At 70.7% G+C, this 13,457-nt stretch carries 11 protein-coding genes; 7 read left to right on the top strand and 4 right to left on the bottom strand.

The window, feature by feature from the left end; all coding sequences use genetic code 11:
• Nucleotides 1-240 precede the first annotated feature (240 nt).
• Nucleotides 241-1,164 carry a MurR/RpiR family transcriptional regulator gene (locus ACZ39I_RS06925; RefSeq protein WP_467243415.1) on the bottom strand — a complete coding sequence of 308 codons (924 nt, stop codon included), beginning with the start codon at nucleotides 1,162-1,164 and terminating at the stop codon, nucleotides 241-243.
• Nucleotides 1,165-1,333: 169 nt separating this feature from the next.
• Here ACZ39I_RS06925 and ACZ39I_RS06920 point away from each other — a divergent pair, with 169 nt between their 5' ends.
• Entirely contained in the window at nucleotides 1,334-1,498 is a 165-nt protein-coding gene (locus ACZ39I_RS06920) for a hypothetical protein (protein WP_467243414.1), read from the top strand.
• A gap of 40 nt (nucleotides 1,499-1,538) precedes the next feature.
• Nucleotides 1,539-1,940 (top strand): DUF3662 domain-containing protein, encoded by a 402-nt coding sequence (locus ACZ39I_RS06915; protein ID WP_467243413.1) that lies wholly within the window; start codon nucleotides 1,539-1,541, stop codon nucleotides 1,938-1,940.
• 29 nt (nucleotides 1,941-1,969) lie between these two features.
• Here the strand turns inward: ACZ39I_RS06915 and ACZ39I_RS06910 are convergent, their stop codons facing one another.
• The 3 genes from ACZ39I_RS06910 to ACZ39I_RS06900 all read right to left on the bottom strand — a co-directional run bounded on the left by ACZ39I_RS06910 (nucleotide 1,970) and on the right by ACZ39I_RS06900 (nucleotide 6,755).
• A complete protein-coding gene (locus ACZ39I_RS06910) occupies nucleotides 1,970-3,649 on the bottom strand; it encodes a phospholipid carrier-dependent glycosyltransferase (protein WP_467244350.1) in 1,680 nt (559 codons plus the stop codon).
• A gap of 93 nt (nucleotides 3,650-3,742) precedes the next feature.
• Entirely contained in the window at nucleotides 3,743-5,674 is a 1,932-nt protein-coding gene (locus ACZ39I_RS06905) for a phosphatase PAP2 family protein (RefSeq protein WP_467243412.1), read from the bottom strand.
• A gap of 181 nt (nucleotides 5,675-5,855) precedes the next feature.
• Nucleotides 5,856-6,755, bottom strand: a complete 900-nt coding sequence (locus ACZ39I_RS06900; RefSeq protein WP_467243411.1) for an N-acetylglucosamine kinase — start codon at nucleotides 6,753-6,755, stop codon at nucleotides 5,856-5,858.
• Nucleotides 6,756-7,063: 308 nt separating this feature from the next.
• Between ACZ39I_RS06900 and ACZ39I_RS06895 the strand changes: the two genes are divergently transcribed.
• The 5 genes from ACZ39I_RS06895 (at nucleotide 7,064) to ACZ39I_RS06875 (ending at nucleotide 13,451) form a co-directional block, all read left to right on the top strand.
• A complete protein-coding gene (locus tag ACZ39I_RS06895) occupies nucleotides 7,064-8,185 on the top strand; it encodes an ROK family protein (RefSeq protein WP_467243410.1) in 1,122 nt (373 codons plus the stop codon).
• A gap of 278 nt (nucleotides 8,186-8,463) precedes the next feature.
• Entirely contained in the window at nucleotides 8,464-9,786 is a 1,323-nt protein-coding gene (locus tag ACZ39I_RS06890; RefSeq protein WP_467243409.1) for an extracellular solute-binding protein, read from the top strand.
• 133 nt (nucleotides 9,787-9,919) lie between these two features.
• Nucleotides 9,920-10,840 carry a carbohydrate ABC transporter permease gene (locus tag ACZ39I_RS06885; protein ID WP_467243408.1) on the top strand — a complete coding sequence of 307 codons (921 nt, stop codon included), beginning with the start codon at nucleotides 9,920-9,922 and terminating at the stop codon, nucleotides 10,838-10,840.
• Nucleotides 10,837-11,739, top strand: coding sequence for a carbohydrate ABC transporter permease (locus tag ACZ39I_RS06880; RefSeq protein ID WP_467243407.1), 903 nt, complete (start codon nucleotides 10,837-10,839; stop codon nucleotides 11,737-11,739). Before ACZ39I_RS06885 ends, ACZ39I_RS06880 begins: the two co-directional genes overlap by 4 nt.
• Nucleotides 11,740-11,741: 2 nt before the next feature.
• Complete coding sequence (locus tag ACZ39I_RS06875; protein ID WP_467243406.1) at nucleotides 11,742-13,451, top strand: hypothetical protein; 1,710 nt, start codon at nucleotides 11,742-11,744, stop codon at nucleotides 13,449-13,451.
• Nucleotides 13,452-13,457 lie beyond the last annotated feature (6 nt).

The following is a 13,457-nucleotide window of genomic DNA, read 5'->3' as shown; positions in this document are numbered from 1 at the left end:
ACATCCCTGGCGTCGGCGCGGGTAGGTGACGACGGCTCGGGATGTCCGCGAAGGAGCCCTTTCGGGCGGTGTGGGGGTGGGGACGGGGACAGGGGTGCGGACGGTCCGGGAGTGATCCCGGTGTGATCCGTGAGCAGTATTTATATATGCCGTCCGCTTGGCAAGGCGTATGAAAACATTCATGCTCGATTTATTGCGGCTGATCCCGGTCTGCAGGCGTATGACCGGGGGTGGGCGGGGTCAGTCCCTGAGGAAGAACTGGTGCTGGTCGGAGATCTGCTCGTACTCCTCCAGCCGGGCCTGGGTGCGCTCGGGATCGGCGTCGGTCATGGCCTGGAGCAGGGCGGCGGCGATCACGCCGGGCGCGGCGTAGGAGTCGAAGACCAGTCGTGAGCCGGTGCCGGTGGAGAAGAGGACGTCGGCCTCGTCGGCCACGTGTCCGAGCACCAGGTCCGTGACGAGGGCGACCTTCAGTCCGGCGCTGCGGGCGACCCGTAGCGCGGTGAGGGTCTCCTGGGCGTGCCGCGGCATCGAGAACGCGAGCACCCAGGTGCCGCCCGCCTCACGGGACTGCAGCAGAGCGTCGTAGGCGACGCTGCCGCCGCGGGTGACCGGTCGTACGTCGGGGTGGATACGGCGGGCCGCGTAGGCGAAGTACTCGGCCAGGGACGCCGAGATGCGCAGGCCCAGAACGGTCAGCGGGGTCGACTCGGACAGCTTGCGGCCCAGTTCGATCACCTGGTCGGGGTCGGCGAAATCGCGGCGCAGGTTCTCCAGGTTCTCGATCTCCGCGTCGACCGCCGCCTGGAGTTCGTTGCCGCGTGACTCGTCGTCGGCGACCGGTCCGCCGGCGAGCGTGCCGAGGGCGATGGACTGGAGCTTCTCCCGCAGGGCGGGGTAGCCGCTGAAGCCCACGGCCGCGGCGAACCGCGTCACCGAGGGCTGGCTGACTCCCACGCGCTCCGCGAGATCGGTGATGGAGAGGAACGCCGCCTCGGTGATGTGCTCGATCAGGTACTGCGCGATGCGCCGCTGTCCGGGGGAGAGCCGGGGCCGGTCGAAGAGCGTCCTGAGCTGGGAGGCCGGGGCCGCCTCCGTCTCCAGTGCGGTCTTGCCCGAGGTGATCGCGGATGCCTGAGCGCGTGCCTGCTGCGGCGATGACACCGAGGCGCCTCCTTTGTCTGCCACGGGGAGTCAACATAGCTCACACCCCCCGGTGACCAGCGCTTGTGCGGAAGCATCCGGCGAGCGCCGATCGGGATGGGTACGCCGCGCCCGAGAGGGAACCCGCCGCTGGGCAAGACGTTCGACGACACCTGAGGAGCAGCCCCGTATGACGGTCCCCGAGGAGAACCGGCGCAAGACCGAGGCCACCGACGAGCTTCTGCAGCACCGGCACGAGGAGGGCGGGGCCCCCGCCCCCGGCGGCAGCGGCCGCACCCTGCGCGAGGCGTTCGAGGAAGCGCGGGTGGAACCCGGCGACTTCGCCCAGGAATGACACCGCACGCGAAACCAGAAGGTCGGCAGGTGAAGAGGGCATGAGTGCGCTGAGCGCGCTGGAACGGGCAATGGAGCACGGGTGGGAGTCGCTGTGGGCGCGGGTCGTCGGCAGGGAGCCCGTCGAACTCCTCGACGCGCTGCGGCGTGAGTGCGACAGCAAGGTGGTCGTGTGCAGTGAGAGCAGGGTGGTGGTCCCGAACGCGTACGACGTCGAGCTCGCGGACTTCGCCTACGACGAACTGGTGCGCCGGGGCAGCGATGTGGGCCAGGAGCTCACGGACAGCCTGGCCCGGCACGGCGAGCAGCAGGGCTACGAATGGGCGGGCCCGCTCACCGTGCACATCTCCAGGTCCGACCGGGTGCCCAACGGCCGCTACCGCGTGACGAGCGGGGCGATGCCGCACGTGAGCGCCGAGGCATTCCAGCAAGCGGTCCGCTGAGCGGACGCGGGGCACGCTCGCCGCGGTGGTCATCGGCGATAGATCGTGATCGAGTGACCGACCTCGTCGACCGGACGGCTGCTGTCGATCAACTCGGCCAGCCGACCCTTCGCCTTGGCGACCGAGGAGTCCGACACGACCAGCAGCCCGCGCACGTCGTCCGCCGGCACCTCGCGCGGATCGGATGCCTCGATGCCGTAGGCGGACGGCAGCCCGCTGCCCTTGTAGACGAGCCAGACCCGCTCGTCCGGGTAGCGCTCGCGCAGCCGGTCGGCGAGCCGGCCCAGGTCCTGGCCCCAGTCGACGTTGGAGTCGTGCAGCCGCAGATGGGTCCGGGCCGGTCCGCCGAACGCCTCGTTGGAGTACGGCAGATAGTAGGGAAACGTCCGCAACGAGCTGACCGCGACGAACAGCACGAGCGCCCCCGTCGCGATCGTCGCCCAGCGTCGGCGGACCGCCAGGACGCATCCGGCGGCCACGGTCAGGAACATGGGCAGGAAGAGCGCGTACCGGGTGCCGAAGTCGCGTGACCCCGTCATGGCGGAGGCCAGCAGCACCCCGGCGGGCACGAGCAGATACGGCGCGGCGGGCCGCAGCCGCCGTATCGCCAGGAGCACGACGGCCCCTGCGGCCCACAGGCCGAGCAGGGCCAGCGGGGTCTTCACCAGGAGCGCCGCGGGCAGGTAGTACCAGAGGTGTCCGGTGTAGAGCCGCCCGAACAGGAAGCCCTCCCACGGATAGTTCTCGAAGTGGAACTGGATCCGCATCCCGTCCGCGTACGCCTGCGGGAACGGCAGCAGATCGACGAGGGTCCCCCGCAGTCCGCGCACCACCGGCACCTGGTCCTGGGACGTCCACCGCAGCCGCGGATCGACGACGAGGTACGACGCCCATACGACGGCGACGGCGGCCAGGGTCAGGACCGCGGCCGCGGCGAGCACATGGAGCAGCCGCCGGCGCCTCTCGTCACCGCGACACGCGGTCCACACCGAGAGGGCGGCCAGCCCCAGCAGGACCGGCACGGCCGGCAGCGCGCTCATCTTCGTCGCCAGGGCCGCCCCGAGCGCCAGACCTGCGAGCGGCACGTACCGCCGTGGCCGTGCGCGGGCCCGCCACAGCAGCCACACCGAGGTGAGCAGGAACCCGGCCATCGGCACGTCGAGCGTGGCCAGCGAACCGTGGGCGACGACGTCGGGGGAGAAGGCGTACAGGGCGAGTGCCGCGAGGCCCGCCGCCGTTCCGGCGAGTTCCCGGGCGAAGGCGAACACGACCAGCCCGAACAGCAGCGTCAGCACGATCACCGGGAGCCGGGCCCAGAACATCAGCTGCCAGGGGTCGTTGCCCGACTCGTACAGCAGATGGGGGCCCAGGTCGATCTGGGGCCCGTGGAACGCCGTGTCCACGTGCGGGTCGGCGATCGCCACCCCGGCGGCGATGACCAGCTTGCCGAGCGGCGGGTGCTCGGGGTTGTGGCGGATGCCCAGACCGTGCAGGTACTCGGCGGCCGTGGCCACGTAGACCGGTTCGTCGATCGTGGGGGTCTGCTGCACGGCGGTCGTCACCATGACGGCCGCCATCTGCGCGAGCAGCACGACGACCAGGAGCGGCACCAGCCACCGCCGGGCCGGTCGCGGCTGCCGTACCTCGTCGTCGCGGGACCCGGAGCCGGAAACCGGGTCCAGGACCGTCTGCTGCTCGCTCGCCATCATCCGCCCCGCGGTGGGACCGGCCGGGCGGTGGCGGGAGCGATCCGCGGGCACCTCATGAGGGCCACTCTCGCATCAGCTCCCGCCCCGCGGGCCTCACCGCTTCAGGAGTCGTACCGACAGACCTTCCGTCGTGTAGACGGGTACGGCCCGCAGGGTGTCGGAGTTCAGTTCGACGCGGTCGAACTGGCCGCGCAGGCTGTGGCTGCCGAGGACCCGGACCGTGCGCCCCGCCTTCGGAGGGTTCTTCGCGTCCAGCTCCAGCGAGAGCACACTGCCCGCGCCGAGCACCGCGCGCCGCGTCACCTCAAGGACCGGCTCCTGGCCCGAGCGCAGGGTCAGCTCCAGTGCGCCGCCCTCCTGGCTGTACGTGCCGTGGACCTGGAGCGACGTGCCGGCCAGCGTCAGCTTTCCGCCCTGCACCCGTACGTCGCCGTGGCCGAGCGCGTGGGCCGAACCGGCGACCAGCGCGCCCTCCTTCAGGACGGTCCCGCCGGTGTACCGGTTGTGCCCCGTCAGGGTGAGCGTGCCGCTGCCCCGCTTGGTCAGAGAGCCACAGCCGTCGATGTCGTTGCGCCAGGCGTCGGCCGCGTGGAAACCGCCCGAGGCCGCGTCGAGCGTGACGGTGACGTCGGAGTCGAAGGAGCCGTAACCGTCCGCCGCGGCGAACAGGTTGAGCCGGCCCCACTGCTCGAAGCCGTCCAGCAGGACATAGCCCGAGGGCAGCCCGGTGGTCCGCAGCACCTCACGGCGCTGGGCCGCGTCCAGATACGGCAGCCGCGTCTCCAGCAGCACCTCCGCGCCCTTGGGCACGGTGAACGGCTGGTTGCCGCCGTCCCGGTGCAGCACATAGGTCAGCCGGGGCTTGACCGACCGGGCGTTGGCGTCCCGGTCCGCGTACGCGTCGGCGGCGTCCGAGTGGGCGTAGGAGAACAGGGTGTCGGCCGTGGTGCCGGTCTGCTCGGTGAAGTACTTCAGCGCCTGCGCCCGGGCCGCGGCCTTGAGGTCGGCGTTCGCGGAGTCGGCCAGCGTGGCGGCGGCCAGCGCGGTGGCCATGATGCGGCCGCCCATGACGTCGACCGTCGAGTGCATGCCGGACATGATCCGGGTGTGGCTCAGCTCGAAGGCGCGGGTGACCAGCTCCTGGAAGCGCTCGGGGACGGCGTACGCGAACGCCAGACCCGCCAGGTGGAAGGCGTTGGTGTGACCGCTGGGGAAGCCGCCGTCGTCCACCGGGGAGGTGCTGCGCTGGCGCAGCAGCTGGGGGGCGACGACCACCTCGGAGTCGTAGACCGGGTAGCCGAGCGCGTCCTTCGCACCGGTGTCGACGACCTCGCTGTCCTCGTTCATGCGCCACGGGCGGGGGTACTGGAAGGCGTACTTGCCGGGGTTTCCGGAGGCGTACGGGCCGCGCACGGTGTCCACCAGCTTGGCCACCTGGCCGAGCGAGGAGTCGTAGGAGCCCGCGCCGAGCGCCGAGCCCGCGGGGGCGTCGGCCGGGACGGCGTCGCTGATCGTGGTCGGCGGGGTGGTGTCGGGCGCGCTGGTGATCGAGGTGACCGCCTTGGCGCCGGAGCGGTAGAGGCCGGCGAGCGGGCCGAGGCCGCCGATCATGGCGTAGCTCTGGTGCTGGCGGTCGTAGAGGAAGGCATCCTTGGCCTGGACCTCGGTGCGCGCCTTGGTGAGGCGGGCGCAGTAGCGCATGTTGGCGCGCAGTATCTCGGGCCTGAGCGGGGTGCCGGTGTTCCAGGTGCCGCCGGTCTTCCAGACCTGGGCGAAGCCGCCGAGGATCCGCACCACCGCGTTGGTCTCGGGCGTCAGGTTCGCCATGACGTTGGACTTGTAGTCGTCCACGAAGGCGAGCGCGGCGGTGGCGGCCTTGGCGTCCGCGGCGCCCAGCCAGGAGGCGAAGGTGGGCGCGGCCAGGACACCGGCCGAGACCCCCAGGGAGGACTTGAGGAATCCCCTTCGCTTCATGGCGCGTGCGGTGAGCGGCGCGGGGGAGTGCTGCCCGGCGGATGACGGCATGGGTCTGCCTCTCTTTGAAGTTCTGCGGCCGTGCGGCCGGGGAGGTGGTGCGGATGCGACTCATGATGCGGCAGTCGACGGGTGCGTCGAATGCGCTTTCTGAAGTCCTACGAGCTGCGTACGAGCGAAGATCTACGGGCGAGTCATGTCGGACCGGCGGAGACGCGGCGTCCGGCGGATGTCACAGAAGTGAACGGGCCAACGCCACCGCGCCGTCCACAGGGGGCGCCCGCAGGGGACGCGGCCGAGCCGTCGGCACCGTGTCGGCCAGCGCCGACGCGAACGCGTCATACAGCGACGGCTGGGCGAGGACGGTAGTGCCCGCGACCACGACGTCGTCGACCACCAGCCCGCGGGCGGCGAGCCCCTCCACGAGTGCGGCCAGGGCGCGGCCCGCCTCGGCGATGACGGTGCGGGCGAGCGCGGACCCGGCCTCGGCGGCGGCGAAGACGGCCGGGGCCTGCCGGCCCCAGTCGGCGGAGGCCGCCGTGGCGTGCTCCAGCGCGGCGCCGAGCGCGGGCACCTCGGGAACGTCGAAGCCGGCCAGCAGGCCGAGCGCCAGGGCGTCGGGCTCCTCGCCGCGGTCGTGCGCCGCCCATACGGCACGTACGGCCTCGCGGACCAGACCGGCGGCGCCGCCCTCGTCGCCGAGGAGCGCGCCCCAGCCGCCGACCTGGACCGGTGTGCCGTCGGCGAACCGGCCCACGGCGACCGAGCCGGTGCCGGCGACCAGGCCGACCCCCTTGTCCAGTCCCGCCGCGGGAACGAGCAGTTCGGCATCGCCCACGACCAGCGCGGGCGCGTCGAAGTGGAGTTGGAGAGCGGTGCGGATCTGCGCGCACTGGCGCGGGGTCTCGCAGGCGTGCCCGCCGACGGCGAGGGCGGACGGGCGGGCGCCCGCGGGAAGCGCGTCGGCGGCCAGTGCGGCCAGCCATCCGGCGGCGGCCACCGGGTCGTGGGGCCGCCAGCCGATGCTGGACCGGACGTGATCGGCGACAGGAGCATCGCCCGCGAAGGCGCGGAAGTGTGTCTTGGTGCCGCCCACGTCGATGCCGACAACCAGGGGTGCGGTGTCCTGCACGGAACCTCTTTCGTCGTTGCGCTGTGTGCTGCGACGGTGGGCGAACCGTGTCGTGGGGCAAGGCAGTTGAAGAACTAGGGAAGCCCCGGGACGGGCCTCTGACGGACCACGGCAGGCGAGTACCGTGACGTTCGTTAGGAAGTTAACTAACGAAGTACAGTGCGTGTCAATAGGCGTCGCGCACTCGACTTCCCGGGCCCCCCGACCCGGGCGGGGCGCAAGACGCCGGAGCAACCCATCGCCGCCTCCCGCCGAGCCGCTCGGCCCGGGAGAGCGGCCTGTGACCTGGGGGAAGTGTGGAACACGACGTGGCTGGAGCCCCCCGTCTGACCGAAAGCGCCGGCGCGGTATTCGCCGTGCTCGCGCAAGCGGGTACGGCGACGCGACCGCAGTTGGCGAGTCTCGCGCGGCTGTCCAAGCCGACGGTCTCCTCCGCCGTGGCCGAGCTGGAGGGCGTCCATCTCGCCGCCCACTCCGGCACCTCCTCCGGCGGCACGGGCCGCAGCGCCGCCGTCTACCGGCTCGGCCCGGCCGCGGGCGCCGTGCTCGCCGTCGACCTCGGGCCCGCCCTCACCCGGGTCCGCGGCTGCGCCCTGGACGGCACCCTGCTCGCCGAGGCCACCGGACCCCGCGAGGAGGCCGCCGACGTGGTCCGCGACGCCCTGTCCGCGCTGCCCCCCGACGCCCCGCTGCGCACCATCGTCGTGGCCGTCGGTGACGTCACCGCGCCGCAGAAGATGCGCCCCGCCACGGCCAAGGCCGGGCCCCTCTTCGACGCCGTGACCGTCGCACTGCCGCCCGGAGTCCCCGTCCACCTGGAGAACAACGTCAACTGCGCCGCCCTCGCCGAACTCCACGAGGGCGCGGCCCGGGGCCGGCACACCTTCGGCTATCTGCGGATCGGCGTCGGTATCGGTCTCGGCATCGTCGTAGGGGGACACGTGCTGGCCGGGGCCAACGGCGCCGCCGGAGAGCTCGCCCGGCTGCCCTACCCCTGGGACGACGACCTGGAGCCCCGCCACGAGGCCCTGGAGGAGTACATCGGGTCCCGCTCCCTGCTGCGCCGGGCCGCCGAGGCCTGGCCCGCATCCGACGGCGCGTGCCCCCGCACGGCCGAGCGGCTCTTCGCCCTGGCCGGACAGGGCAGCGCCACGGCCCGCGCGGTCGTCGCCCGACATGCCGTGGACGTGGGCCGGCTGGCGGCCGCCGTGACCGCCGTGCTCGACCCCGGACTGCTCGTGCTCGGCGGCAGCACCGGCGCGTATCCGCAGCTCCTGCCCGGTGTGCGGGCCGAGCTGGAGCGCCTGAGCTGGCCTACCGAGGTGGTCAGCAGCCAGGTCGGTGATCTCGGCACCGTCGTGGGCGCCGCTCGGCTCGCGGTCGCCCGAGGAGTCCAAACCGTGACCCAGGCCGCGCGGACGAAGGATTGACGGTTTCGGACTCGGTCTGCCAATGTCCGGACAAGCGCTTTCTAAGTCGGCCGGGACGCCGGCTTGGGCGAGCGTCCCGCCCGTACTCGACGTACGGCAACCGCACGAGGGCGTGCCCGTGCGGTGACGGCCCCAGCGGCCGGGGACCCTCGCCCGTCAGGATGACGCGGCCGGGCGAGGCCGCGCCCTCGGAAAGCAGACGTTTCCTGCAAAATGCACCCGTGCCGCTTCCGTCGGCGCCGTGCTCCGTCCCCTACGACGAAAAAAAGGGATCGAAGATGACCACTGTGGGTGTGCGGCGCTCCAGCCGTTTCGGCCGCGGCGGCACGCGCCGCCTGGTTTCCCTCGCTGCGGCCGCCTCGGCGGGTGCCCTGCTCCTCACCGCCTGCGGGTCGGGGGGCGACTCGGGCGGAACCTCCAAGTCCCTGACGTTCTGGATCTCCACGGTTCCGGGGCAGGACGCGGGCTGGAAGAAGATGGTGGCGCAGTACAAGAAGGAAACCGGCGTCGCCGTCAAGCTCGTCAACATTCCCTACGACGGCTACACGACGAAGCTGCACAACGCCGCGCAGGCGAACTCCCTGCCCGACGTGGCGGCCGTGCCGGCGCTGGACCCGATCTGGTCGAGCAAGCTGATCGACCTCAGCTCCATCGCCAACAAGAAGAGCAACAACATCAACGCCAACTTCCTGGCGAAGGACTCGTCCGGGAAGGTGCTGTCCATTCCCTCGGACGTGACCGCCTCCGGTCTGTTCATCAACAAGTCGCTGTTCGAGAAGGCGGGCGTCTCCTTCCCGGCCTCGCCGTCGAAGACCTGGACCTGGACCGACTTCATCGCGGCGGCGAACAAGGTCCGCGAGAAGACCGGCGCCAAGTACTCCCTGACCTTCGACCAGTCGCCGTCCCGGCTGCGCGCCATGGTGTACGAGTTGGGCGGCAAGTACGTCCACGCGGACTCCTCCGGCAAGTTCTCGGTGGACGCGGCGACCAAGAAGGCCGTGAACACCTTCGTCGGATGGAACGACGACAAGGTCATGCCCAAGTCGGTGTGGACCAGCGGTGCCGACCCGTCGGCCATGTTCCAGAGCGGTGACGTGGTCGCCTACTGGTCCGGCGTGTGGCAGGTGCCCGCCTTCGCGGACAGCATCAAGAAGTTCGAGTGGGCGAGCGTCCCGACCCCCGCCGAGCCGGTGCAGGCCAGTGACGTCAACAGCGGCGGCATGACGGTGGGCTTCAACAACAACGGCGACGCTTCCAAGGCCGCGACGAAGTTCCTGTCCTGGCTGTACGAGCCGGCCCACTACCAGGCGCTGTGCGAGGCGTCCGGGTTCCTGCCGGTCGAGAGCGGCCTGACCCCGAAGTACCCCTTCAAGTCCGAGGCGGCGCAGGCGGCGTTCAAGCTCTACAACGAGGAGATCCCGCTCTACGCCCCGATCTCGGGCTACTTCAACGGCGCGCAGACGAACTGGGTGCTGAAGGGCAAGACCCTCACCGAGGACCCGACCAAGACGGAGCTCGGCAAGGCGATCAACGGCCAGCAGTCGGCCGACAAGGCCCTGCAGAACATCGTGGACGGCTACAACCAGCAGGTCGGCGGCTGAGCGTAGGCCGGCAGGCCCGGGCGGTGGCGTCTCGACCCCGCCGCCCGGCCCCGGGCGCCCAGTGGTGCCGGGCTCAGGGCCTCTTCTTGCCTGAGCCCCTCGCAATCCATTCCACCAGCACGGAGTCAGGAAGATGACAAAACGCGCCTCGGACGTGTCCGCCGTGTCCGCGAGCCCGCCCAGGAGACGCAGCAAGTACACCCTTGCGCCGCTCGTGCTCATCGCGGCCAATGTCGTGCTCTTCTCGCTGTTCTTCGTCTGGCCGGCGGTGATCGGGCTCGTCTACTCGTTCACGAACTACACGGGCGTGGGGGTGTTCCAGTGGGTCGGGCTGGACAACTACCACAACCTGTTCGGGGACTCCACGTTCTACGACGCGCTGTCCCGGACGCTGCTGTACACCGTCCTCTTCGTCCCGCTGAACTTCGTGGTCTCGCTGCTCGCCGCCAACCTGGTGGTGAGCAAGCACGCCAAGGGCGGGTCGGTCGCCCGCGTCCTCTTCTTCATCCCGTGGCTGCTGTCGCCCATCGTCGTGGGTGTCCTGTGGCGGTGGATGTTCGGCGAGAACTTCGGACTGGTCAACTACATCATCGAGAAGTTCGGCGGAGACGCCGTTCCGTGGCAGTCGAACGCGGACCTCTCGTTGCTCGTGGTGGTGATGGCGGCGGCCTGGGCCTGGACGGGTTTCACGATGCTGCTGTTCATCGCGGCGATCAAGAACGTACCCACCTCGTACTACGAGGCTGCCTCGCTCGACGGCGCGGGCCCCTGGCGCCAGTTCATCAGCATCACCCTGCCGAGCATCGCGCCCACCTCGTTCATCGTCATCCTGCTCAACACGATCAACGCGATGAAGGAGTACCCGGTGTTCGTCGCCCTCAACAACGGCGGACCCGGCTCGTCGAACAACCTGCTCGTCCAGTACATCTACGAGACCGGCTTCAAACGGGGCCAGATCGGCTACGCGAGCGCCGCGTCATTCGTGCTCATGCTCATCCTGATGGCCGTCGCGATCATCCAGCTGATCGTCAACCGGCGGGTGGAGAACCGATGACAACCACAGACATCCCGCGCTCGGCCGACGTCGACTCCAGGCGGCGAGTCTCCAAGAAGCGGTCCCGCAAGACGGCCACCGGTGGGCTCCGGCAGGCGGTGTCCGCGACGACACTGCTGTGGATCATGGCGTGCCTGTACGGGTTTCCGGTGCTGTGGTTCGTCCTCAGCTCCCTCAAGCCGGCCAGCGACCTGTTCTCCTATCCCCTGACGCTGGTCCCGCACAACCCCACCCTGTCGGGATTCCGAGCGGCGTGGGACAGCGCCAACTTCTCCCAGTACTTCATCAACACGGCCATCGTGTGCGTGATCACGACGATCCTCACGGTGGGTGTCAGCTGCTGCACGGGGTATGCGCTGGCCAAGTACGACAACAGATGGCTCAAGGCGTTCTTCCTGTGCATCCTGGCCACCACTATGCTGCCGGGCGAGGTCATGCTCGCCCCGGAGTTCCTGGTGGTCCGCAACCTCGGCCTCTACAACTCGTTCGCCGGCATCATCCTCCCGGCCGTGCTCACGGCGACCGGATGCTTCATGTTCCGCCAGTTCTTCCTGACGGTTCCCGACGAGCTGGTCGAAGCCGCACGCATCGACGGCGCCCGCGAACTGTCGATCTTCCTGCGGATCATGGTGCCGCTCGCCCGGCCCATCATGCTGACCCTCGCCATCCTGTCCTTCCAGTGGCGCTGGAACGACTACATCTGGCCGCTCCTGATGCTCAACGACCCCAACAAGTTCACCGTGCAGATCGGCATCCAGAGCATCGTCGGCGCCCAGAACATCAACTGGTCGGTACTGCTCGGCGCCTCGGTCATCTCCATGATCCCGTTGATCGCCATCTTCCTGGTCTTCCAGCGCTACGTCATGAGCGCCGACATCAACGCCGGCCTGAAGGACTGACCGTGCCCAGCCCGCTCGACCACGAGTTCGTCCGGGCGGTGGCCCGCGCCGCCGACCGGTCGGCCGCCCCGCTGGCGGCCCGCCCCGACGAGGAACCCGCCGGTGTGCCGCACCGTGGTCTGGCGCGCCGGGTGAAGACCCTGGTCGCGGCATACCGTTCCCCGGACTCGGCCCTGCACGGCAGTGGCCAGGCCGTCGCCGCCGCGACGACCCACCTGCGCGCCCTGCGGGCCGCCCAGACCCCCACCGGTCTCTTCGCCGGCGGCGACAACGTGCAGTCGCCGCCGGACTCCGCCTTCACCGTCAACGATGTGTGCGACGCGCACGTCCTCGCCGCCGGCGCGGGGCCGGAACTGAGCGAGGTCGCGGCCGGTCTCGCCGAGATCGCCGGCGCCGCCTCCGGCAGTCTCCTGACCGGTGGCGTGCACACCCCGAACCACCGCTGGGAGCTGAGCGCGGCGCTGGCCCGGCTGCACCGGTCCTTCCCGGACGACCGGCTCCTCGACCGCGTCGAGGAGTGGCTCTCAGAGGGCGTCGACATCGACGCGGAGGGCCTGTACTCGGAACGCAGCGCCGTCTACGCGTCCATCGTGACCAACCCGGCGCTGCTGTTGCTGGCCGAGGTGCTCGGGCGTACCGACCTGCTGGACGCCGTCGAACGCAACCTCGCCGCGACCCTGGACCTGATCAGGCCGGACGGCACAGTGGAGACCGTCCACTCGCGCCGCCAGGACCAGAAGCTGTCGTTCGCGCTGTGGCCCTACCTGCCGCACTACCGGCTGCTCGCGATCCGCACCGGCCGGGGCGACTTCAGCCGGGCCGCGCATCTGGCGGCCGCCGGTGGCATCGACGACCCCGACCTGCTCGCCGAGACCCTCCTCACCCCGGACCTGTGCCGCCCGCTGCCCGCACCGGCCCCGGAGACGCTGCCCCGCGCCAGGTACCTCACCACCGCCCGCCTCGCCGCACACGCCTCGGCCACCGCGCACACCGTGGTGTACGGCGGCTCCGACGTGCCCGAGCACCGGCGCATCCGCTCGGGCCTCGCCTGCAACCCCACCTTCCTGCGCATGTTCGCCGGTGCCGCCGTCCTCGACGCGGTCCGCCTCTCGCGGGCGTTCTTCGACCTGGGCCCGTTCCGCGCCGACGACGTGGAACAGCTCGCCGACAACCGGTACCGGCTCACCCAAACCCTCACAACCGCCTACTACCAGCCGCTCCCGAAGGACCTGAGGCGCGACGACGGCGCCTACCGCCTGGTGGACGAGGGCCGCTTCTCCGCGGCGATGGCCTTCCCCGACCGCCCTCAGGACGAGGTCTCCCACACGACCCGGGTCGAGGTCGACCTACGGGAGGACGGGGCCGACCTGCGGATCGACATCAGCGGCCCATCGGTGCCCTGGGCCCTCGAACTGACCTTCAGGCCGGGCGGCGAGCCACAGGGTGCCGTACCGCTCGGCGACGGAAGCTGGTGCTTGACGACCGAGCCGTTGACCTACCGCGTCGGAGACGACGAGATCCGCGTCGAGGCCGCCGTCGAGTCGGGCGAACCGCTCGCCGGACCGGACCGGAGCGACGTCCTGCGCTACGACCCCGGGCAGGACTACACCGTGGTCGGCGGCACCGACGCGACGACCGGAAACCGGGTCTACCTCGGCGGGCACGGACCGCAGACACTGACCCTCGCACTGCGCGCCACCTCTCAGGCATGAAGGACT

This window comes from Streptomyces sp. NPDC024687, from assembly GCF_055559055.1.
The sequence above is the reverse complement of the archived record's forward strand: the minus strand, read 5'-3'. Positions and strand labels throughout refer to the sequence as shown.

Coding starts and splice junctions, on each gene's coding strand:
- ACZ39I_RS06920 (WP_467243414.1), top strand. CDS start 1,334: ATGACGGTCCCCGAGGAGAACCGGCGCAAGACCGAGGCCACCGACGAG.
- ACZ39I_RS06885 (WP_467243408.1), top strand. CDS start 9,920: ATGACAAAACGCGCCTCGGACGTGTCCGCCGTGTCCGCGAGCCCGCCC.
- ACZ39I_RS06915 (WP_467243413.1), top strand. CDS start 1,539: ATGAGTGCGCTGAGCGCGCTGGAACGGGCAATGGAGCACGGGTGGGAG.
- ACZ39I_RS06890 (WP_467243409.1), top strand. CDS start 8,464: ATGACCACTGTGGGTGTGCGGCGCTCCAGCCGTTTCGGCCGCGGCGGC.
- ACZ39I_RS06905 (WP_467243412.1), bottom strand. CDS start 5,674: ATGCCGTCATCCGCCGGGCAGCACTCCCCCGCGCCGCTCACCGCACGC.
- ACZ39I_RS06880 (WP_467243407.1), top strand. CDS start 10,837: ATGACAACCACAGACATCCCGCGCTCGGCCGACGTCGACTCCAGGCGG.
- ACZ39I_RS06910 (WP_467244350.1), bottom strand. CDS start 3,649: ATGATGGCGAGCGAGCAGCAGACGGTCCTGGACCCGGTTTCCGGCTCC.